Source organism: Shewanella sp. 2_MG-2023 (assembly GCF_030548905.1).
GTDB lineage: Bacteria > Pseudomonadota > Gammaproteobacteria > Enterobacterales > Shewanellaceae > Shewanella > Shewanella electrodiphila.
Window position 1 is genome coordinate 14,870 of record NZ_JAUOSO010000022.1, and the last position, 22,261, is coordinate 37,130.

At 40.4% G+C, this 22,261-nt stretch carries 15 protein-coding genes, 4 tRNA genes and 1 pseudogene; 5 read left to right on the forward strand and 15 right to left on the reverse strand.

The window, feature by feature from the left end; translation table 11 throughout:
* Positions 1-66: 66 nt before the first annotated feature.
* The gene (locus Q4600_RS18485; RefSeq protein WP_303517428.1) at positions 67-1,500 is read right to left on the reverse strand and encodes a murein L,D-transpeptidase; all 1,434 of its coding nucleotides are present in this window, start codon (positions 1,498-1,500) and stop codon (positions 67-69) included.
* Between the two features lie 235 nt (positions 1,501-1,735).
* Between Q4600_RS18485 and Q4600_RS18490 the strand changes: the two genes are divergently transcribed.
* The gene (locus Q4600_RS18490; protein WP_368501625.1) at positions 1,736-2,011 is read left to right on the forward strand and encodes an HU family DNA-binding protein; all 276 of its coding nucleotides are present in this window, start codon (positions 1,736-1,738) and stop codon (positions 2,009-2,011) included.
* Positions 2,012-2,156: 145 nt separating this feature from the next.
* Here Q4600_RS18490 and Q4600_RS18495 read toward each other — a convergent pair whose 3' ends face one another.
* Positions 2,157-2,540: a hypothetical protein gene (locus tag Q4600_RS18495; RefSeq protein WP_303517432.1), complete on the reverse strand. Its 384-nt coding sequence runs from the start codon at positions 2,538-2,540 to the stop codon at positions 2,157-2,159.
* Positions 2,541-2,968: 428 nt separating this feature from the next.
* Here Q4600_RS18495 and Q4600_RS18500 point away from each other — a divergent pair, with 428 nt between their 5' ends.
* The gene (locus Q4600_RS18500; protein WP_102527113.1) at positions 2,969-4,903 is read left to right on the forward strand and encodes a radical SAM protein; all 1,935 of its coding nucleotides are present in this window, start codon (positions 2,969-2,971) and stop codon (positions 4,901-4,903) included.
* Positions 4,904-5,207: 304 nt separating this feature from the next.
* Here Q4600_RS18500 and Q4600_RS18505 read toward each other — a convergent pair.
* From Q4600_RS18505 to Q4600_RS18515, 3 genes are all read right to left on the reverse strand, one after another.
* Positions 5,208-5,293: transfer RNA gene (locus tag Q4600_RS18505), tRNA-Leu, on the reverse strand.
* Between the two features lie 204 nt (positions 5,294-5,497).
* Positions 5,498-6,085: a uracil-DNA glycosylase family protein gene (locus Q4600_RS18510; protein WP_229369983.1), complete on the reverse strand. Its 588-nt coding sequence runs from the start codon at positions 6,083-6,085 to the stop codon at positions 5,498-5,500.
* Between the two features lie 155 nt (positions 6,086-6,240).
* Positions 6,241-7,611: a leucine-rich repeat-containing protein kinase family protein gene (locus tag Q4600_RS18515; RefSeq protein WP_303517436.1), complete on the reverse strand. Its 1,371-nt coding sequence runs from the start codon at positions 7,609-7,611 to the stop codon at positions 6,241-6,243.
* 195 nt (positions 7,612-7,806) lie between these two features.
* On the opposite strand from Q4600_RS18515, the gene yqfB reads away from it, so the two are divergent.
* Positions 7,807-8,124 (forward strand): N(4)-acetylcytidine aminohydrolase, encoded by a 318-nt coding sequence (gene yqfB, locus Q4600_RS18520; RefSeq protein WP_102527116.1) that lies wholly within the window; start codon positions 7,807-7,809, stop codon positions 8,122-8,124.
* 98 nt (positions 8,125-8,222) lie between these two features.
* On the forward strand, positions 8,223-9,119 hold the full coding sequence (locus Q4600_RS18525) for an SGNH/GDSL hydrolase family protein (protein WP_303517439.1): 897 nt from the start codon (positions 8,223-8,225) through the stop codon (positions 9,117-9,119).
* 125 nt (positions 9,120-9,244) lie between these two features.
* On the opposite strand, the pseudogene Q4600_RS18530 reads toward Q4600_RS18525, so the two are convergent.
* Positions 9,245-9,629 (reverse strand): annotated as a pseudogene (locus Q4600_RS18530) (zinc-binding dehydrogenase); the annotation flags it as partial.
* Between the two features lie 199 nt (positions 9,630-9,828).
* Between Q4600_RS18530 and Q4600_RS18535 the strand changes: the two are divergent.
* On the forward strand, positions 9,829-10,704 hold the full coding sequence (locus Q4600_RS18535; protein WP_102527118.1) for a polysaccharide lyase family 7 protein: 876 nt from the start codon (positions 9,829-9,831) through the stop codon (positions 10,702-10,704).
* 638 nt (positions 10,705-11,342) lie between these two features.
* On the opposite strand, the gene Q4600_RS18540 is transcribed toward Q4600_RS18535, so the two are convergent.
* The 9 genes from Q4600_RS18540 to Q4600_RS18580 all read right to left on the reverse strand — a co-directional run bounded on the left by Q4600_RS18540 (position 11,343) and on the right by Q4600_RS18580 (position 22,250).
* Positions 11,343-11,428 (reverse strand) — tRNA-Leu (locus Q4600_RS18540).
* A 55-nt stretch (positions 11,429-11,483) separates the two neighbouring features.
* Positions 11,484-11,557: transfer RNA gene (locus Q4600_RS18545), tRNA-Cys, on the reverse strand.
* A 14-nt stretch (positions 11,558-11,571) separates the two neighbouring features.
* Positions 11,572-11,647: transfer RNA gene (locus tag Q4600_RS18550), tRNA-Gly, on the reverse strand.
* A 319-nt stretch (positions 11,648-11,966) separates the two neighbouring features.
* The gene (gene pgsA / locus Q4600_RS18555; protein WP_102527119.1) at positions 11,967-12,515 is read right to left on the reverse strand and encodes a CDP-diacylglycerol--glycerol-3-phosphate 3-phosphatidyltransferase; all 549 of its coding nucleotides are present in this window, start codon (positions 12,513-12,515) and stop codon (positions 11,967-11,969) included.
* Between the two features lie 45 nt (positions 12,516-12,560).
* Positions 12,561-14,393, reverse strand: a complete 1,833-nt coding sequence (gene uvrC, locus Q4600_RS18560) for an excinuclease ABC subunit UvrC (protein WP_248956001.1) — start codon at positions 14,391-14,393, stop codon at positions 12,561-12,563.
* Between the two features lie 49 nt (positions 14,394-14,442).
* Entirely contained in the window at positions 14,443-15,087 is a 645-nt protein-coding gene (gene uvrY / locus Q4600_RS18565; protein ID WP_102527121.1) for a UvrY/SirA/GacA family response regulator transcription factor, read from the reverse strand.
* 499 nt (positions 15,088-15,586) lie between these two features.
* Complete coding sequence (locus Q4600_RS18570; RefSeq protein ID WP_248956002.1) at positions 15,587-16,180, reverse strand: hypothetical protein; 594 nt, start codon at positions 16,178-16,180, stop codon at positions 15,587-15,589.
* A gap of 239 nt (positions 16,181-16,419) precedes the next feature.
* The gene (locus Q4600_RS18575; protein ID WP_303517446.1) at positions 16,420-17,439 is read right to left on the reverse strand and encodes an HD-GYP domain-containing protein; all 1,020 of its coding nucleotides are present in this window, start codon (positions 17,437-17,439) and stop codon (positions 16,420-16,422) included.
* A 59-nt stretch (positions 17,440-17,498) separates the two neighbouring features.
* Positions 17,499-22,250 carry a response regulator gene (locus tag Q4600_RS18580; RefSeq protein WP_303517448.1) on the reverse strand — a complete coding sequence of 1,584 codons (4,752 nt, stop codon included), beginning with the start codon at positions 22,248-22,250 and terminating at the stop codon, positions 17,499-17,501.
* Positions 22,251-22,261 lie beyond the last annotated feature (11 nt).

Sequence of the window (22,261 nt, forward strand, 5' to 3'; positions counted from 1 at the left end):
GCGATCAAGCCGACAAAATCAGCTTAATTTTTGTACATATTAGTAAGTTATAATCAGGTCAATCACTTATCGAGAGGCACTTTGAAGTCTAGATGTTGAATTATTCGCCACTATTGTTTGTTTGGTGTTGTTCAAATGATAAATATCATTACGGTACTGAGCGAGGTTAGCGTCATCTACCCAAGCATTCCAATAAACAAAATGAATCGGAACTGTTTGAGATAAAGAAAACCACTGGGTTTTGCTGGCATCTGTTTGCATGCGCTGCCAAGTTCGTTTATCGATAACGACGTTGCTTGCAAACCACTCCGCAAGCTCTTGGATTTTTTCAATCCTGACACAACCAGATGAAAGCGCTCTATCATCTTCTGCGAATAAATTTTTATCGGGCGTATCATGCAAATAGATATTCAAATCATTCTTGAAATGAAACTTATAGCGACCTAAAGCATTAATCTCCCCAGGTCGCTGCACTAAACGATAAGGAAATGGTTCAGTCCTTACAACTTCTTGCCATTCTTGTGGGGTTTTATTCACCTTAGTACCAGTGACATCAAATACATCAAACTGCCTATCGCTGATATAACTGCCGTCTTCGGCGACCTTAGGCAAGATGTCACGGCGCATGAGTTTTTTGGGTACTGTCCAAGTCGGGTTAATGACAATGTTCGATATCTGCCCTTTCATTACTGGGGTTCTTCGATACGAACGCCCCACTATGACTCTTGAAGTTAAGGCCACTTGACTGTCACTAACAAGTATCATTTCAAATGCAGGAATGTTGACTAATAGGTATTGCTCGCCTAAGTCGCTTTTATAACTGGTTTTATCGACAAAATTAGCGGCAAGTAATTCAGCTCGTTGCAATGGTGTTTGATTCAACCAGTGCAAGGTTTGTGGGCCAATAACAGAATCAGGCTTTAGACCGTGACGCGACTGAAACTTTGCGACAGCTAGGGCAATAGTATTATCGAAAATATATTGCGTTTCTGAGCGAGAAGACAAATCGCCTAAAAGCCAAAGTCGCTGGGAAATAGCGCTAATCGTTTTATGGCTGTCACCCGGGCGCAATAACCCTCCGGGTTGGATGCTGGCCCATTCGTGCCTAGTATTAAGCCACATCAATCGTCGGATATGATTAAGCACACTTAAATAGTCTTCAGCATTGGGTTCCAAAGCAAAGGTTTTACGTTTTAACGAGGCATTACTCGCTAATTGATCATAAGAAAGAGCAACCCCACGCTGATGCCAGAATTCAGCAATGTCAGCTTGAATAGCATCAATATACTCAAACTTCTCGGCCTCACTATTACCTTTTAAAATAGCCAAATACTGCTGTCTGTCAGCGGTAGGTTCAACTAACGAAATTAACATCACATGTTGGGCGAGTGTTTTATAGGTAGCTTGATTTTCAGAAGAGGCTTTAGCAGGCAAACTCAACAGAAGTGACATCATAAACAACATGGCGAAACCTAAACGCCAACAACGCAATACTTTCATTCAGCCCCTCCTCTTTCAAACGAATATATTCAGTATGGCAAAAAATTATCAACCTTGTGTTACAGACTGTGTTAAGTCGTTACAAGTTACTACGAAAGGTGGATGAATTTAGCGCAACTACATAAACAAGGAGCCACTAAACATATAATTGCCCTTAAGAAACTAGGAATGCTTTAGCAGAACTGATATAAACATGCCCCGCAAAAATATTTTATCTATTTATCGCAGTAGTTTTATGAATAAGAAACAACTTGTACAAACCATGGCATCTGACATGGGTATTTCACAATCTCTAACTAAACCACAATTAGAGCAGATTCTATTACAGCTTCATAAAGCCTTAACAGAAGGTGAGAAAGTGTATTTACCACAATTTGGCACCTTTGAACTTCGTTACCATTTAGCAAAAAATGGACGTAATCCAAAAACAGGTGAGAGCATAGAAATTCCAGGCTTCAATCAACCTAGCTTTAAACCTGCTCCTGCATTTAAAAAGCACATCAACAGCTAATTTAATATTTCTAGCGCTGCACGACTTGTTTAAACAAAAAGCCTTTGACTGAGAAAATCAACCAAAGGCTTTTTTGTATTCTAAAAACGGCTTTAATACCCAAAACAAAAACTTGTGACATGCACTTGTAAAATGAATGGCTATATTAGGCTGTGCGTTTAACCTTGGCTAAATAGCCCAAGAATACAATCACAAAAATAGAATCCAACGTGATAGTTAATAAAGATTTTTCAATATATTGAGCGCCAAACATAACGATTAGAGAAATAAATGCGACTTTACTTGTGCTAGCAAGCACCAACGCTAAATTTCGATATATGGGTCGAAATGCGCCATAAATGAGTAAGGCTCCGATCATAAAAATAAGAAAGCCCCAACTTCTAACAACAACCTGAGCTAAAGGTTCTGTTAGCGATTCTCCAAACATACTGATAAGCGCTTCTTGGGGAGCAAATACTGCAAAGATCATTGAACAAGTCAGCCCACCAGCAACAATCATTATCCATTTCATATAATCAATCGAGGTCAAATTAACTCCTTACAATCCATGTTAGTTAACGTTAACGCTTACTAAGAATATCAGCTTAAAGTCGATGCACGGTTATACCGTATCAACAATGCATAACCTGAGTCGCTGATAATACTCATGTAAATTATTTTTGATGTACATCAAAATGATCAGTTACTAGATTTCCTCAATGCGTATTTATCTCTACGCGTAACGTTATTATCAGTATTTATCTGCCTATGTTAATAAAAATGATAAAACCACTGAGTAACGTCTATGAGTTACGTCTAAATAAGCCTTAAATTCATATCTGGGTAATTTACGGGTTTTTCTTTAGCTCATTTGTTAGAATCCCCCATTATTTTGGCAACCGCATTGTTGCTACACTTTGAGTGACTACGCTAAACGCCCCTCAAAGCATGAAAGTTTGACTAAATTAAAGGCAGGATATGACCGTTCTTCTAATGACTCCACCGATGACTCAGCTAAATACGCCCTACCCGGCAACCGCGTATTTAACTGGTTTTTTACGCTCACGTGGCTATGAGGCGGTGCAGAGAGATCCTGCGATTGAACTTTTTTTAGAGATGATGACAGCTCCAGCCCTTGATATCATCCGCCAGCATGTAGAAGAAAACTACCAGCACTTTGAAGACGATGAACTGCCTGAAGTTATTTTTAATTTCCTCGCTGAATTTGACCGCTACCACTTAGCTGTTGAACCTGCGATTCGCTTTTTACAGGGTAAAGATCCAAGCCTTGCTATGCGGATTAATTCACGTCGATTTTTACCTGAAGGACCAGCTTTTGATACGATTGCACAGATGGAAGCCGTGTCTGGTGATGTATTACAAGCCGCTTTTGGTAACCTAGGGGTACAAGATAAAGCAAAGTATTTAGCCACGCTATTTATCAATGACTTATCAAACGTCATTACTCAAGGGGTAGATCCTTATTTTGAAGTCAGCCGTTATGGTGAGCAATTAGCCGCAGCTAACCCAAGTTTCGATAACCTCTACGATACTTTGATGGGTGAATCGAGCTTCAGCTCAGATATATTAGAACAATTAGTCGAGCAGTACTTAGAAGAAACTCAGCCTAGCGTTGTCGCGCTGACAGTGCCTTTCCCCGGCAATATGCTCGGCGCATTACGTATTGCGCAAACCTGTAAAAGTATTAACCCAAGTATTCCTATCGTCATTGGCGGCGGCTTTATCAACACAGAACTTCGCGCGCTAAAAGATCCTCGAGTATTTGAATTCATCGACTTTATCTGTCTTGATGATGGCGAGCGACCGTTAATCACCTTATTGGAATACTTCCAAGGGGAACGAGAGATTGACGACTTAGTGCGTACTTATTTCCTTGCTGAAGATGAAAATGGTACTCCCTACGTTCACTTTAATGAAAACAAAGAGCTGCACGATATACCGCAAACTGATGTTGGCGCGCCAATATACGATGGTCTGCCATTAGGCGAGTACTTATCTTTGTGTGAAATGCTTAACCCTATGCATCGCATTTGGAGTGATGGCCGCTGGAATAAACTCACTATCGCTCACGGTTGTTACTGGCGTAAATGCAGCTTCTGCGATGTCAGCTTAGATTATATCGACCGTTACGACGCCGCAGGCGCTGACGTTCTCGTTGACAGAATTGAGCAACTCATCGAAGAAACGGGGGAAACTGGTTTTCACTTTGTTGATGAAGCCCTGCCACCAAAAGTGTTGTTCTCATTGGCCAAGCGATTGATTGAACGTAATGTAGTGATTAGTTGGTGGGGTAATATTCGTTTTGAAAGAACCTTCAGCCAAGCGCGCTGTCAATTACTTGCAGACTCTGGTTGTATCGCTGTCAGCGGTGGCCTTGAGGTTGCATCCGATCGCTTATTAAAACTGATGAAAAAAGGCGTGAGCGTTGAGCGTGTGGCTCATGTGACTAAAGCCTTTAGTGATGCAGGTATTTTGGTACATGCTTACTTGATGTATGGTTTTCCAACGCAAACCGAGCAAGAAACCATTGATTCCCTTGAAATGGTACGCCAGATGATGGCTCAAGGCTGTTTCCAATCAGCTTACTGGCATCGCTTTGTTGCCACAGTACATAGTCCTATAGGCATGAACCCTGAACAGTTCGGTATTACTCTTGCTGAACGTCCTGACATTCTTTTCGCTGAAAACGATGTCGACTTTACCGATCCAACGGGTACCGACCACCCAATGCTTGGTGAAGGCCTTCGCAAAGCCATTTATAACTATATGCACGGCATTGGTTTTGAACAGCCGATGAGTTTTTGGTTTGATCAGCCAGTTAAACCGACACAAATGAATAAAGACCTAATACTAACTGCTATCAATAATTTCATTGCCAGTAATGAAGAATAGCCACTTTTTAAGCCATCATTGACAGCTGCAGCACGCAAAGTGCTGCAATCTTCTTAGTTAATTTCTATACCTAAAAATCTACTTGTAATTTTATTCTTAAGATTCTCAAATTCCAAACATAAAAAGCCCCGACTAATGTTGAGGCTTATTACTCTCTTAATAAAAGCATGATAGTACCCGAAGCCAGACTTGAACTGGCTCGGCCGGTTTTAAAACGACGAGGGATTTTATAATCTTTTGAACTTTTGAACTTTTAAATTTCAGATATAAAAAAGCCCCGACTAATGTCGAGGCTGTTTTATGATGGTACCCGAGGCCAGACTTGAACTGGCACGCCTATTAAGCGAGGGATTTTAAATCCCTTGTGTCTACCGATTCCACCACTCGGGCAAACTCTGGTAACTCGTCGTAACGCGTTACAAAATTTGATATTCAACGAAGCAATCGGTTGCCGCCGCTGATGTGGTGCATACTTTACTGATTTTTCAGATAGGATCAATAAAAAAATGAAACTTATTGTTTGAATGCCCATTTTACAATCAAATAGCACAAAAACACGGCATTAAAGCACCATTTAACGCCAAGTCTTTATAACTAATCCTTTAAGGCGTCGTTAACTCGGCATTTAAGTTCAGGGAGTAATTGCTCTGAAAACCATGGATTTTTTGCTAACCAAATATTATTTCTCGGACTCGGATGCGGTAATGGTATCAATGACCGAGGATAATCAGCCCAGTTTCTAACGGTTTGCGTTAATGATTGTGTAGCTGTACCTAAATGATAGTCTTGCGCATACTTTCCAATCACTATCGTAAGCTGTACTTGCTTAAGTTCGGCAAGCAGGCGTTCACGCCAAGTTGCGGCACAAATTTTTAATGGCGGCAAATCTCCACTTTTACCTTTTCCAGGGTAGCAAAAACCCATGGGAAGAATGGCCACTTGTTCAGGATCGTAAAAAACCGTTTTATCTATCCCAAGCCACAGCCTTAGGCGCTCACCACTGGCGTCATCAAATGGCACACCTGACTGATGGACCGCAAGACCAGGAGCTTGACCAGCTATCAGCAACTTAGCATTAGCGTGCAACTGTACAACAGGATTAACACCATGGGTAAGCGAAGACTGGCATAACTGGCATTGTTTTACCTTTGCAATTAAGACGTTCAATTCCGCTTGGCTCATTCGCTCTCCTTGTCCCAGTAAATTGCTCAGTGCTATTGGTTCAGTGCTATTAGCTCAGTACTATTTCCACATTGCTTCTTTACAGGGTTCTATGTGCGCAGTACTTTCAGACAGTATTTTTACAGAGAACTATTTGCTTAGTACTATGCTTAAGCTTACTGACTCAGACTCTCTTCTAGTGCCTTTAACTGCTGATATATTTGGTCAAATCTTGGTCTTAATACGCTGTTGTGTTCCAAGCATTGCTGAGACAATACAGAGAGTGCTTTAAAGCAATCTGACGCCGATGATTTACCAAGCTCAATTTGTTGGCTTAACAAGTCATCTAGCATATTACCAAAGGCTCTGACTTCAATACTTTGCATCATATTTGCTTGCCTAGAACTGAGCAACGACAAGTCAGTTGCTGCGCCAAAGTCACCAAATAGCATATTTCCTTCTATATCAATCATAGTGTTATGGGCATATATATCCCCATGACTGACTTTATTTTGATGTAAATGAGACAATGCTGCAGCCATGCTCCGCATCACTTTTACAATGTGTTCGAGCGATATGTCCATACCATCTGAAAAAGTATCTCTAGTACAAGTCACTAAAGAAGGTGGTAAGCCTAGATTATAGAAATATGCCGGTATAAGCTCCATGACGAGACCCAAATGATCTGGCTCTGAGATTTGCGCTAGTACTTTAATCAAATTCGGGTGATGCCCAGCACTCAAACAGCAATGTAACTCGTCTTTTGGGTAGCCATCTGACGTCACATCCCCTCTGAACATTTTAACTGCGACGCTTGAATACTCTTTATCAATACTCTTTTTGTTTTCTATAACCTGCTGTTGTGTCGTTTGTTGCCAATTAGCTTGATAGATAACACCTGACGCCCCTTGCCCAAGCTGTTCACCTAGTTGCAGTTCAGTCATTTGGGCATATGGGAACGTATCATGAGACACATGACTATCGGTAACTGGGTTGCCACTAAAAGCTAGCCACGCTAAATTAGGTAGCGATAACAGCCAATCAGGAATTACGCTTAAATTGTTGGCTGAAATTCGTAATAATTCTAGCTCTTTACAATTAGCCATTGTGGCAGGTAAAGCGTTAATTTTATTCCCAGCTAAGGCACATTTCTTTAAGCGATGTAAATCACCAATTGAGCTAGGTAACTGAGAAATCTTATTATCAGTTAAAATTAGCCAGCGTGTATCAATCGGCAAACAGTTTTCGGCAACTGTATTGATCTGGTTAGCTTTAAAGCCAATCATCTCAAGTTTTGGGCACTGGGCAATGATTGCAGGCACTTCAGTAAAACAGTTAAACGAAAGAAATAAAATCTTCAATTCAGACAATTGTGCAAACTCATCTGGTAAACAACTTAAGCGGTTGTTAGAAAGGTCGAGCACTTCAAGGGTATCTGCAAAAGCCAACACTTCTAAAGGAAACTCGGTTAATTGTTCAGCTATTTGTATTCTTTTGAGTTGTGTATCGTTTAATTCGCCTGATGTTAGCTGTGCCAGTGTGTGCAAATGACCTTCCTGAATAGTTATTTGATGTAAATTTCGCACATGATAAGTCATCGCCAAGCACAAGTTAAGACAACATATTAACGCAAACCAAAAACTGACCTGTCGGCGTAAACAAAATCAACGTCATACTGTCATTTAAGCCAATCTTAGCGCAAAATATTATTATGAAGATCAAACGAACACCAAAGGCCATCAATGAGTGAATTAACCCCTATAAGCTTTTTCAGCCGCTTTGAAGACGATATTTTATCTGGCGCTAAAACAATTACTTTACGAGATGAATCAGAGTCTCATTTCAAAGTGGGTGAAACCTTGTCAGTTTCAACCTTTGAAGATGAGCGTTGGTTCTGCAATATCAAGGTCTTATCAGTCACTAAAGTCGCGTTTCATCACTTAACTGAAGACCATGCTGAACAAGAAAACATGTCATTGGAGTTTCTGAAATCATTGATTCAAGAAGTTTACCCAGGCGTCGAAGAGTTATTTGAAATCAAGTTCCAGTTGCTAAACTGATCTTAACATTGAGTTTCGTTTTTATTTGCTGATGAAACTACGGTTCAATTAGGATATAACTATCAGTAATTAAAAGAAAAGTAATTTAACGGAAAGGATTGCCGACATTGCATTATTTAAGCTTAATTTTTTTATGGCCAATTTACTTACTCCAGGCTATTTGGGTAAAAAAAACCACACTAAAACTGCCTGAACCTAAAGGGTTACGTGAAGGTATTGTCCGGCTAAATAATGCTGATGATTCACAATTAAGCATAGATACTGAAGTCGTTTCCAGTTCAGAGCCCAATACATTATCGATATTGGTTATTGGTGATTCTGCGGCCGCCGGGGTTGGGGTTGAAACTCAGCAACAAGCCCTAACAGGCCAAACAGTTCAAGCCCTTACCGCGTTAACGAGTCAACAAACCACGATTACGGATCAACAAACAGGGCCGGCAACGCAAGCTAGCTATCACAAACTCAAATGGCGATTAATTGCTAAAAGCGGATACAGCACTAAGAATTGCTTAAACAAGCTCAACCACATATTAAGTCAAGCTCATCAAATTAGCGCCGATACTGTGATTATTTCTTTAGGTGTGAACGACGTTTTAAGCCCGATTTCAGCCAAAACTTGGATTAGCCAACAGCAGCAATTATGTGAGCTGCTTTATATATCATTAGGCTGCAGCCAAATTATTATCACCAGTGTTCCACCTATGTCAGCCTTCCCCGCTTTACCCCAGCCTTTTAGGTGGTTTCTTGGTAGTAGAGCCAATGAGTTTAATCATGCTTTAACCCAGTGGATTGACCATAGCTCACTCCCATGTGAGCAATTAGATATGCGGGAATCATTGTCTAACGCAACCATGGCTGAAGATGGATTTCACCCCAGTGCAGAAATCTATCAACACTGGGGGAAAATGGCTGCTAGGTTAATTCAGTTGAATACACAAGCCAAAGCTAATCACACCTCAGCGAATACCGTTCAGAATAAAACTAGCGACCGATAAAGCGGCCTGTTTTTATCTAACCAATTACTCTATACAAGAGTTACTCTAAACAAGGGTTACTCTAGGCGGATGTTATTCTAAGCGGATGTTATTCTAAGCGGATGTTATTCTAGAGAACAGTTATTCTAAACAACAGTGAGTACAATCTTGCCTACATGATGCTTTTCCTGAAACACTTGCTGGGCAATGGCAATGTCAGCTAAGGAAAATGTGTCAGCCACAATTGGTTTTATTTTTCCAGACTCAATCGTTGCAACTAAGTTCGAAAATACTTCAGGCTCCAATACCGTACAGCCAAAGAAGCTCAAATCCTTTAAATAAAGGATTCTTACATCAAGTTCAACTAGTGCGCCGCCAATGGCACCTGAAACTGCGTAGCGGCCACCAGGCTTTTAACACATCAATTAACTGCGGCCATTGCTTACCAGCAACTAAATCAATCACCACATTAACGCTATTTCCCCCCAAGGTTCCAACTAAGTTCGCATCTATTGGCAATACTTTGTTGGATGGGTAAATAAGTTGTGATTTGAGTCAAACTTCATTTGTATTATTATACGTCAAATGTAATATTTAGCGTTATATTGTCCATAAGCAATAACGATAATCACAGGTATTATTCATATAAGTGCACAGGTGCTTATAAATGAAATGCCGACACCATTTACTAAAACTCTCACAGATAATAAGAAGTAGGAATGTAGTTACCATGAAAAAATTATCAGTAATTCCTTTAACGATCCTTGTGTCAGGCTTTTTGACGGCATGTGCATCGACCACTGAACCATCGATTAATCCATATCCTGACGCTACAGGCGAACGAACCCCACCAGCAGATTACGCACAATTCTCAAACATTCTGTCAGCATCAAAATTGCAAATTTCAACGCCTAACTCAAAACCTGGTAGCAAGTATGAACTTGCTAGAGACAGTAATTTTAGCGGTATCGTTAACGAACACTTCTATGTTGATAAAGGTTCTAGTGCACTCGTGATGAACATGGAAGGTTATAAATTACGTAATGAACTTCGCGTTATTGAAAACTTCAAATCTGATAGTCCAAACACTTTCTATCATCTTTCAGCTGAATTGATGCCGATTAACCCACGTGATTCAGTAAAAGACAGCCCATCTAAAAATGATGCTATGACCTTTTTACAAGTACACAATAAAGGCACATTTGATGACGGTAAGCACGGCGTTGGGTACATCCCCCACCCACTATTACGTTTAGTATATGAAGCTGATCGCAAAGGGGTTAAAGATCATTATTGGGCCATCATTAAAAACAATAATGTAAATTGCAGTAAAGATAGCGGTAACCGTGAATCTTCAGCCTGTAAAAATGCTTACGTTCGCTTTGATTTAGGCGCTTACGATCCTAACGCCCCAACCAAGTTCGATATTATTGTCGGTGATTCAAAATTAGTGATTAACAGAGACGGTGAAAATCAAGTCACACATGACATCACTTACTGGAAAGAAATGCTTAATTACTTCAAAGCGGGCGTTTATAACCAATTTGAGAATGGTAAGAGCGAAGCACACTTCTATCAATTAGATTATAAAATTGAGACTAAATAACTTACAGGTTTCTATCTAGATTTTTATCAAAACTAGAACTTAATTAACGGGCGTGGATGGATTAAACCATCAACGCCTTTTTTTTTGGCCTTAAGGTTTACATCATACACTTCGATGTTTATCAAATAACACCTCCCGAGCTAGACTTGAACTGGCACGCTCGATTTTAAAACGACTAGGGATTTTTTCTTTCTTCAAATACTCAAATTTCAGATACAAAAAAAAACCAGTTAACATTAAGAGTGTTGAGGCTGTTTTGCACCATACTTACGTATGTATGTATGTAAGTTTCTTATAAAAGAATAATGCTACCCGAGGCCAGACTTGAACTGGCACGCCCGATTTTAAAACGACGAGGGATTTTTTCTTTCTTCAAATACTCAAATTTCAGATACAAAAAAACCTCAGTTAACATTAAGAGTGTTGAGGCTTTTTCGCATAATACTAAATCATATTTCAGCTCTTCATGGAAGAATATGGTACACGAGGTCAGACTTGAACTGGCACGCCCGATTTTAAAACGACGAGGGATTTTATCTTTCTTCAATTACTCAAATTTTGGACACAAAAAAGCCCCAACTTTCGTTGAGGCTTTTTTGCACCATACTTACGTATGTAAGTTTCTTGTAACAAGAATATGGTACCCGAGGCCAGACTTGAACTGGCACGCCTATTAAGCGAGGGATTTTAAATCCCTTGTGTCTACCGATTCCACCACTCGGGCATAAGTGTTGTTTTAACCGTCTAGTTTAAAGCACTAAACAATTAAACAAAAATTGTGGAGGCGCGACCCGGAGTCGAACCGAGGTCGACGGATTTGCAATCCGCAGCATAGCCATTCTGCCATCGCGCCGTATAGATAATGATTGGAGCGACATATCGGGTTCGAACCGATGACCTATACCTTGGCAAGGTATCGCTCTACCAACTGAGCTAATGTCGCATCTTTATGCTTAATTAATTCACTTAACAAGGTATCGTCTGATACAAAGCCAACTGAGCTAATGTCACATCTTTTATGCTTAACTAATTCAATTAACAATGTATAGTCTGATACAAAGCCAACTAAGCTAATCTTGCAATCATTTGCCTATCTTCGCAGATTAGGCCTCGATGTCATCAAGTTGCAACCTTTCGGTTATACGCTGAAGCATCGCTGTCTACGGGGGTGCATTCTACCGATTTCAGTGTCGGTGTCAATTGCTGTTTTCAATAAAAATGACTGAATGCGCACTAAATAAACTCATTGAACTTTTATTGCACTACTCAGCAGTTAAGTCTTTCCAAGCTGCTGAAATATAACTCATCATTGACCAGAAAGTCAGCACTGCAGCAATATAGAATAGACCATAAGACACATTGGTCAAAAATTCATTCGGTTGCCAAATCAAACCTACTATCGCCACCATTTGTGCTGCGGTTTTATATTTGCCAATCCATGATACGGCGACAACACCACGTTTACCTATTTCAGCCATCCATTCACGTAGCGCAGAAATGACGATTTCACGACCAATCATAAACAATGCAGCTAGAGTCAGGTAAATATTATCATTTTGCTGAACCAACAACACCAAAGCAGTAGTCACCATAATCTTGTCAGCAACGGGGTCTAAAAATGCGCCAAAACGCGTGGACTGTTTGAGTTTTCTTGCTGCATATCCATCTAAAGCGTCTGTCACAGCCGCAAGCCAGAATATTAATGCCGACGCAAAAGGCGCCCAAGAATAAGGAAGATAAAAAACCACGACAAAAACCGGCAAAAGCAACAACCGGAATAATGTTAGCGCTATAGGTAAATTAAAAGGCATGAAAGAAACCAAATAGTCAGAAACAGCGCCAATCTTGCCTTAATTTTATCCCCCTCGCAATGCATCATGGATTGTTTGTGCCATTTCTAGGCTAATTCCGGGCACTTTTGTTAATTCTGCTACACTCGCCCCCTTTACTTCCTGTATTCCACCGAGATGTTGTAACAATAGTTTGCGACGTTTAGGGCCAACACCAGCAATTGATTCTAATGTCGAGGTGTTACGTGTCTTCTGTCGCTTGTTCCTATGTCCTGTAATCGCAAATCGATGTGACTCATCACGTATGTGTAAAATTAAATGAAATGCTGGAGAGTCACTGGCAAGTTCAAAGGTTTGTTCATTGCCACCAAATACAAAGGTTTCTAAGCCGGCTTTACGGCCTTCACCTTTTGTTACGCCAATTAGTAGAGGCGGCTTGTCTAAATGAACGCACTTTTCATCAACAATTTTTTGCGAAATACGTAGTTGACCAATACCGCCATCAATAAAGACGATATCAGGCACTTTGCCATTATTATCGATTTTATCGAATCGACGCTTTAATGCCTGCTCCATTGCCGCATAATCATCACCGCCGGTAATGCCATTGATGTTATAACGTCGGTAGTCAGCTTTGTGTGGGCCTTCTCGGTTGAATACCACACAAGAAGCCACGGTACTTTCGCCCATGGTATGACTGATATCAAAACATTCCATACGTGTAATTGGATGCCCTAACTCTAAGGCTTCTTCTAATAGCTGAAAACGTTGCTCAACGGTGTTTTTATGAGATAAACGGGTATTGACTGCATTTGTTGCATTAGTCAGTGCTAAGCGCAAGAAGTTAGCCCGCTCGCCTCGCACTTGAGTCTTAATTTCAAATTTACGATCTAACGCCTGTGAAATTGTACTTTCAAGTACTTTCTGTTCGCTAAAGGATTCGCTGATCAGCACTTCTTTCGGGATCGTTCTTTGAATGTCGGCATTTAAATAGAATTGGCCAATGAACGACACTAACACTTCTTCAAGTTCAGTTTGTGGCGGCACTGTAGGGTAATAGCTACGGCTACCAAATATTTTACCATCTCGGATAAACAATAAGTGAAAACAGACGATACCAGAGGCGTAATGCACCCCTATGACATCCATATCGCCTTTGTGGTTCGATACCTCTTGCTGCTCCGCCACTCGTCTTAATGCTGTAATTTGGTCACGAAATTGCGCAGCTGACTCATATTCCATCTCATTAGCTGCAGTGTCCATTTTAGCCACTAACTCAGTGATCACTTGCTTATCTTTACCTTTTAAAAACAAGCTCGCCAATTTAACTTGCTCGGTATAATCGTCATCAGAAATCCGCCCAACACAGGGAGCACTGCAACGTTCTAACTGATATTGCAAACACGGACGAGAGCGAGACTTATAATACAAGTCATCACACTGGCGAATAGGAAATAGCTTTTGCATCAAGTTTAAGCTTTCACGCACCGCCCCACCATTTGGGTAAGGTCCAAAATAATGACCTTTCTCTCGCTTAGGGCCGCGATGGTAAGCTAAACGCGGATGCTTGTGACCGCTAAGTAATATATAGGGATAAGATTTATCATCACGAAGCAATACATTGTATTTCGGCATGTACTGCTTGATGTAATCATTTTCAAGCAAAAGCGCATCGGTCTCGCTGTGAGTCAGGGTGACATCAATATTGGCAATACGGGCAACAAGCGCTTGTGTTTTTACATTAGGCAGGTTCGCCCGAAAATAAGATGACAGGCGTTTTTTAAGATCTTTAGCTTTACCGACATAAATGACTTCGCCTTTTTCATCGTACATACGATAAACACCTGGCGAAGATGAGACGGTTTTTAAAAACAATTTTGAATTAAAGCAAGCAGGCATCAACTATCCTAAAAGTAGGCGTCAATACCTTTGTATGAACACCTAATGTCTAAAAAGAACTGGCATCGAGCATTTTGTAGCGAATAGCGAGACGGGTCAACTCAACATCACCACCAATATCTAATTTGGCAAATAAACGATAGCGATAACTGTTCACTGTTTTTGGACTTAAGTTTAGCTTTTCTGAAATATCATTCACCTTCTCACCATTGGTGATCATTAGCATGATTTGCAGTTCTCGCTCAGATAAGCTGCTAAATGGATTTTCATCAGAATGACTAAATTGGCTCAACGCCATTTGCTGGGCAATTTCAGGGGATAAATAACGCTGTCCACGTGATACTTGCTGAATAGCACGTAATACTTCTGGCGAGGTCGAACCTTTGGTTAAATAACCTGACGCTCCTGCTTGCATTACTTTTGTAGGAAAAGGGTCTTCTGTTTGTACTGTAAGCACAATGATTTTAGCTTCTGGCTGATAGCGAAGTATTTTACGCGTGGCTTCTAATCCACCCATACCTGGCATATTCATGTCCATGAGAATGACATCGGCTTCGCTTTGTCGTGACCATTGTACAGCTGTTTCGCCGTCGGGCGCTTCGCCAACCACCTTAATACCCCGCTCGTCTTCTAACAAACGACGAATGCCGGTTCGTACTAATTCATGGTCATCAACTAAATATACTGAAATCAACTTCTATCCACCTTAAAAACACATTCATCCTGAACTTTATTCTTATGCTTACATGAGTAATTTAGCTTATTGCGCGACTGACTGAAAGAGAAATAAGCGTTTAAGCTTGTAGGAATGACTTAGTTAATGGTTTCTTTTGATAAAAGTGCCCAACAAATTTAATTATGATTAAAAAACAATCTTCTAACTTTATATGGCGTGATACGAATCAAACTATTTTTTATCACGAAATCAGCATAATCCACTAAAACACATGCTCAAAACTCAAATATAGAAATGTCAGTTTCAGATTACGCATACCATCTGACTTACTAATAAAAAAACTTAATTGATTAAAAATTAGCAGCTTGCCCTCCATCAAGGAGTGAAATTAGTCCGTCATAAAAATAAAAACCGCAATCGAATAATCAATTGCGGTTTACTATCTCATCTGATTTTAAGCTATCAATCTCATAGCTTAAAACCTTATACCCTAAAAACGATTGAAAACACCGTTCTATTATTCGTCGTTTTCTACGAAGTCATCAGAAAAATCTGTTTCCCAATATTTATAACCTTGAACAGTTGCCTGAGCAGCAGCTCCCATTAGGTTAACTTGATAGGTTTTTACGCCACTGACATCTACAGACTGATTAGCAGAAGCCTGGTCACCGCTATCTTCATATTTAGCACTGGCTTCAGCTTGTGCTTGGCCTTCATAGCCAGACTCTTTAAATCGTGTCATGGCATCGTTATCCATAAAGGCTTGAACAAAAGCCATTTGTTTCCATCCGATACCAGCACCGACGCCACCTGTAGCGAAGCGATAATATGAGTTTCGTCCATTTGCAGTCAGTACACACACTCCGCCGCCAGTAGATAAAGCAAATAAGTAGCTGTTACTGCCAGTACAAACAACATAGCCTACTGATTGCGCCACAGCAGTTTTAGCCCCACTATGTTCAGCATAAATTTCTTGCAACGCTGATTGAGTTTCTTTACGTGCATTGGCTTTTTTAGACTCTGGGTTATCACCTGTCGCACAGCCTGTTAGTAAAGCTGGCACCATCACTGCTGCTAAAAGTAATTTTTTATTGATTAAAGTCTTAGACATGTAAGTTTCCTCTGTCAAAGTGGATATAAATTGGCCTTTATTGGCAAGTTACACAGATATATCATTCCACTCATCAATATGAGTGGGTAATGCTTTCAGAAATAAGCCACCTAGTGGGCCACTGTGTCACTTAACCGCTTCTGAATACGCTCTATAGGTTATGCGCTCAACTCGATATAGGGCTATTATAATTGAACACCACCACATTAGTTACCATTTTACGCCACGAGCAACTATGCTTAATTACTGTCTTTAAATTTAGCCTTTATTTGTAAAATTTCATCTAATTTATCAATAAATAACGGCACTAATTTAGGATCAAAATGACTGCCTGCTTCACGCTCGATTAGTGCAAGAGCGTCTTCAACTGTCCAGGCTTTTTTATAGGGGCGTTCACTGGTAAGTGCGTCAAATACATCAGCAATGGCAACAATCCTGCCGTATAACGGAATACTTTCACCACTTAAGCCATTAGGGTAACCACTGCCATCCCATTTCTCATGGTGCGTCAGTGCCACTTCTTTAGCGATGGTCATTAACTCCGAATCTTTATCACCAAGGATTTCAGCACCAATTTCACAATGCTTCTTCATCTCTTCAAACTCTTCAAATTCAAGCTTGCCTGGTTTCTTTAAAATGGCGTCTGAGATACCAATTTTACCCACATCATGCATGGGCGCTGCATTCATCAATACTTCGGCATCTGCTTCATTAATCCCAGCAGCAAGCGCTAAAACATGAGTGTAATAACTCATGCGGATAACATGCATCCCTGTTTCATTATCTTTATATTCAGCTGCACGCCCCAAGCGACGAATAACATTCAATTGGTTTTGGGCAATTTCTGCAGTTTTTTGCTGTACTTTAATGGCAAGTAATCGGTTTTGATCGGTTAAAGCGAGTTGGGTATGAACACGTCGTTGCACAATGGGTGGATTGAATGGTTTAGTAATATAATCAGCAGCGCCTAACTCTAAGCCTTTTAACTCATCAGCAGCAGAGATTTTAGCCGTCACAAATATGACTGGGATATGACGAGTTCTTTCGTCTAGTTTTAACTGTCTACACACTTCAAAACCATCGATACCTGGCATCATAATATCTAATAAGATTAAATCCAGCTTGATACTACGGGCAATTTTTAACGCTAGCTCACCATTTTTAGCAATCTTAATATGATATTCAGACTTTAAAACACCAGCTAAAACATCAATGTTCTCAGGAGTATCATCCACGACTAAAATAGTCTGCTTTTCCATCGGTATTCCTTATCGTTGCTGAGCTTACTCGCATATTTTCGTAACGTATTTAATCAGAATTAATTAAGCGCCTTTAATTGCTCAATCATTTGCTTAGCTATTTCCATTGCTGTGTCCAGTTCATACTCGCTTAATTGTTTTTCAAGTAGCTTATAGTTATGTATTAATGGATCTATATTCAAACATTCGCCATGGGTGTCGAGGTATTCCGTGGCCTCCATGTCGAAACTTTCTAACATAGTCACTAATACTTCTAACGTCCTGATTGCTAATGGCTTATCTAATAATAGCTGAGTTTGTTGAATTTGTTCTTTTGGCGTCAGCAAAGTGATCTCTTCGCAAACGTGTGTTAGTTCAGCACCTACTTCAGATAATAGGTTAAGGTCACTCTCAGTTAATCCGTGCTCAAGTTGCGCAGCTAATTCAGCTAACTTCTCAGCACCGATGCTGCCCGCAACGCCTTTAAGGGTATGCACTAAACGTGCTGCCAATGACTCATCGTTAACAGCTGTTGCACGTGAAAACGCGCCAACAAATCCTGACTGACCGCTAACAAATTTAACCAATAATTTAAGGTATAACCCTTCATTACCTTGGGTGCGCATTAACCCCAGAGCTTTATTGATATGAACAGTATTGATAAATGTCCCGTTCTGAGCTTCACTGCGTCGCCCATCAGCGCTGATATTGTCAACTCGCGAAGATGTAGTATTAGATGTGTCAGCAGGAGTGGCCACTGGCGTTATTGGCTTGGCAGGTGTTATCCACTTTGCCATCGTAATAAACATCGCCTCGACATCAATCGGTTTTGGAATATGGTCATTCATGCCAGCATTTAACGCTTTCTCTCGGTCTCCCGCCATCGCATTCGCCGTCATCGCTAAAATTGGCAAATCGCTATTTTCTGGTATGCCACGTAATACTGATGTAGCGGTATATCCATCCATAACTGGCATTTGGCAGTCCATAAGAACGCCATCAAAATGTTCAAGGGCAAGCTTCTCTATTGCTTCCTGTCCATTATTAGCAATCGTTGTCTGAATATGTTTACTGTTAAGTAACTCTTCAACCAACTCTTGATTTAAATCATTATCTTCTGCAATCAAAATGTTTGCGCCAGCTAATTTGACTAACGCCTTGGAGAGTTCCGATTCATCACGTAAATGACTCAATGGATTGATAGACTCAGACATCACAAAAGACAGCGCTTTCATCAAACTCGATTGCGTCTGGGGCTTAGTTAAAATACTGTCAAAATGTACATCCGCTGCGCTAAAGAGTAAGTCCTCTTTGCCGTATGCAGTTATCATAATGAGCTTTGGTTTACGGTTAGCAGGGAGCTTGCCAATAAATCGAGCAACGTCAACACCAGTAACGTCAGGCATTTGCCAGTCAACAATAGCAACATCAGGACTGTCACCTTCCGCTAGAATATCTATCGCTTGTTGACCTCGTTCCAGCGCGTTAACTTTCATTCCGATACGACTGAGTAAATTCGATAAGATCTCTCTTGCGACCTGGTTATCATCAACCAGTAATACACTTTTGCCTTTAAGATCAGTTATATCTTCGTGATATATAGTCGAAGACGTAATTGGGCTTAAATCAAATGGTAAGTTGAAACTAAAGGTACTGCCCACGCCAGGTTCACTGGTTAAGCTAATTTGACCACCCATTAACTCTGCAAGGTTTTTACAAATCGCGAGGCCTAATCCCGTACCACCGTACTTACGAGTCGTTGAGGCGTCAGCTTGTGAGAACGCATTAAATAGTCGAGACTGCTGCTCCTCTGTCATACCTATTCCAGAGTCCGTCACTGAGAACGTAATGAACGCTTGCTCTGTGGTCAGTTTATCCAGTTTGACAGAAATGATGATGTTGCCTTTTTCGGTAAATTTAACCGCATTATTGGCTAAATTTATCAATACCTGACTAACTCGAAGTGAATCACCGAGTAAATTTTCAGGTATGGCATCGTCAATATCAAACAGCAGTTCAAGCCCTTTTTCGGACACCTTTATGCCAATTAGATTACTGACATTATTGAGCAGTTCATCAATACTGATGTCTATATTTTCAATATCTAACTTGCCCGCTTCAATTTTTGAAAAGTCGAGAATGTCATTAATAATCCCTAATAATGATTGCGCGGAAGCATTGGTTTTTTCGATATAGTTACGTTGCTGACGATTAAGGTCTGTTTCTAAGGCAAGATGAGACATGCCGATAATGGCATTCATTGGAGTGCGTATTTCATGACTCATATTGGCTAAAAAGTCACCTTTAGCCTTATTGGCACTATCAGCTTCTGAGATGGCTTTTGCTAGTTCACGTTCTAACTCTTTCGCCGCGTTCACATTGATATGAACACCACTGATCCGTTCCGGGGTGCCATCTTCACAATATTGATATGTTTGGCCAATGCTAAGGATCCAATCATAACCGCCATCTTTTCGCAGCATTCTGAATTCTTGGCGTAAAACTTTATTCTCACCTGTTGAAGCGGTCAACTGTTCATTGAGGAGCTCAGCTTTATCGTCAGGGTGGATCATATTGGCAAATGTTTCAGCCCCATTGATAAGAGCAGACCATTTATCTGCGTTGATACATATATCAAGGCGGTCATAACCTAACATTTGATTGTACATTCGATTAACGACAACGCGGTTCTCATGGGGGTAGAAATCCCACATGCCCATTTGCGCACTTTTGGCGGCCACTTCGAGTTTTTCTTCCGAATCAAGCAATAAGTTTTCGGCTAACTTTTGTTCAGTGACATCAAATATAGTGCCATCAAAGTGGCCTTCGCCGTGATTCTCTCCTGCTTCAAATTGCGCCATAATTTGCACATATCGCAACTCACCGAATCGATTCAGAATGCGCATGTCTACAAGCACTTTTTCGCGATTTAATACGGCATTACGCACAACTTGAAAAAACTTATCCCCGTCACCACCAATAGCTAAATCAACAAACCGTCTTGAGGCACTTTTACCAATAAAATTACTTACAGGATAACCAGTAATATGCTCAAAATTAGGGCTTAAATAGACTATAGTGAAATTATTAGTGTCTATATCAACATAATTACACCGAAATACAGCTCCCTGTATGTTCTCTACCAAGGTTTGATATTGTTGCTGATTTTTTAACATTTCAGCTCTAACAATTTCTTGGTCGTTAATATCAAGCAGTGACAAGCGAATTTCGGTTAACTTGTCTTCTTCTGTAAACTCTGTGCGCACGGTTAACGAAACTGCCAATACTTTTCCTGATTGAGAGATTAAATCTAGTCGAGCATCAGAAGTATCAATACCTTTTATTGCAGCATCAAAAATCTGCTGACCTTCGCCATCTTTGGCCCCTAACACATCATGCCAAGTTAAATCGGTAAAAGCGGTTCGGTCATAGCCAGTAATATCAGCAAATTGTTTATTATGTTTAGTAAATTTACCGTTAATATCTAAAGTGGCATAGGCCACTGCAGAGTTCTCGTATAAATCCCATAATCGATGCTCACGCTCTTGCAAATCTTTGGTGCGAATGGATATGGTTTTTTCTAATCTTTCATTACTCACTTGTAATCGAAGCAGCACGTGGCGACTCAGCCATAAAGTCGCCAAGGTAATTAAGATGCAGGACACAGCAATAACGCTTATCAGGATAAGAATAATCGCTTTAAAGTACTGATAATTACTGCTTGCTTCTTTAATAGACATTTCAGTGACAATGCCAAAACCATAACGGTTATCCCATTTCCAAGCGCCAATGACATCAACGCCTAAATAGTTTCTATAACGCTCGTTACTATTGCCATTCAACTGTAGAGTTACCTGCTTAGCGGCATAGGTCAGTGTCTTATCATCATGATTTTCATCTGCTGGTGACGCTAAGGTCAATTTTTTTAAGGGGTCTGTGACGCGAAAGTTTAATACTGACAATTGGCCTTGTTCAAGCAAGCCAAGGGGAACTAAGTCTTCCTCAAAACGGCTATGAGATAACATTCGGCCTTTAGAATCGACAAAATAAGATTCGCCCGTCTCCCCTACTATAGCGCTCTGAGTAAGTGTAGAAAACTCTAAATAAGGGTCAATTCTTAAAGCTAGTACTGCGCTGATAGAGCCATCATCTTGGGCAATAGGACTGAGTACAAACATGGTAGGTGTATCTTCACGCTCAACTCCATACGGGTTTTTTAATATAATGTCTGAACGCATTGGCGGTGTAATTACGATATTTCCGCTGACAGCTTCGGCAAACAAATTAGGATGTTCGCGCTTAACAATATTAGTTACGCCAAGGTTGCTATCTCGACTTGAAGCAATATTGTCTCCTTCTAGCGTGATGATAAAAAAACCTAACGAGCCAAAAGACAAGCTATAACGATTATAAGCATCACGAGACCATTGGAGGTGCTCGCTATCCAACAATAATTCGGAATCGGTACCAATTTTTATAAGTTCCTTTGTTCGTAATTGCAGCAAAGGATTTGTAGCAACCGTTCTGACTCTGTCTTCCCAGCCTTTAACCCAAGATGACAACGCGGCATCTGTCGTCAAGGCAACTGACTTTAATGCAAGTCCACTCCTTTGCAAATCTTGTTTATAAGCCACATTTAGCCCAATCGCAGAAATAGAGGATATCAATGCTAGAAAACAGAACACAATAGAACCGATATAAACTCGATTACGACCATTTTCAAAAAAACGAGAAATATCTTCATTCGCTTCAGAACGTAATCGAACGAATAACCAGAACAAGTAAAACAAGAGTCCCAGTGACAAAAATAATAACGTGCTATTCATATCCATCTGCAATCCTA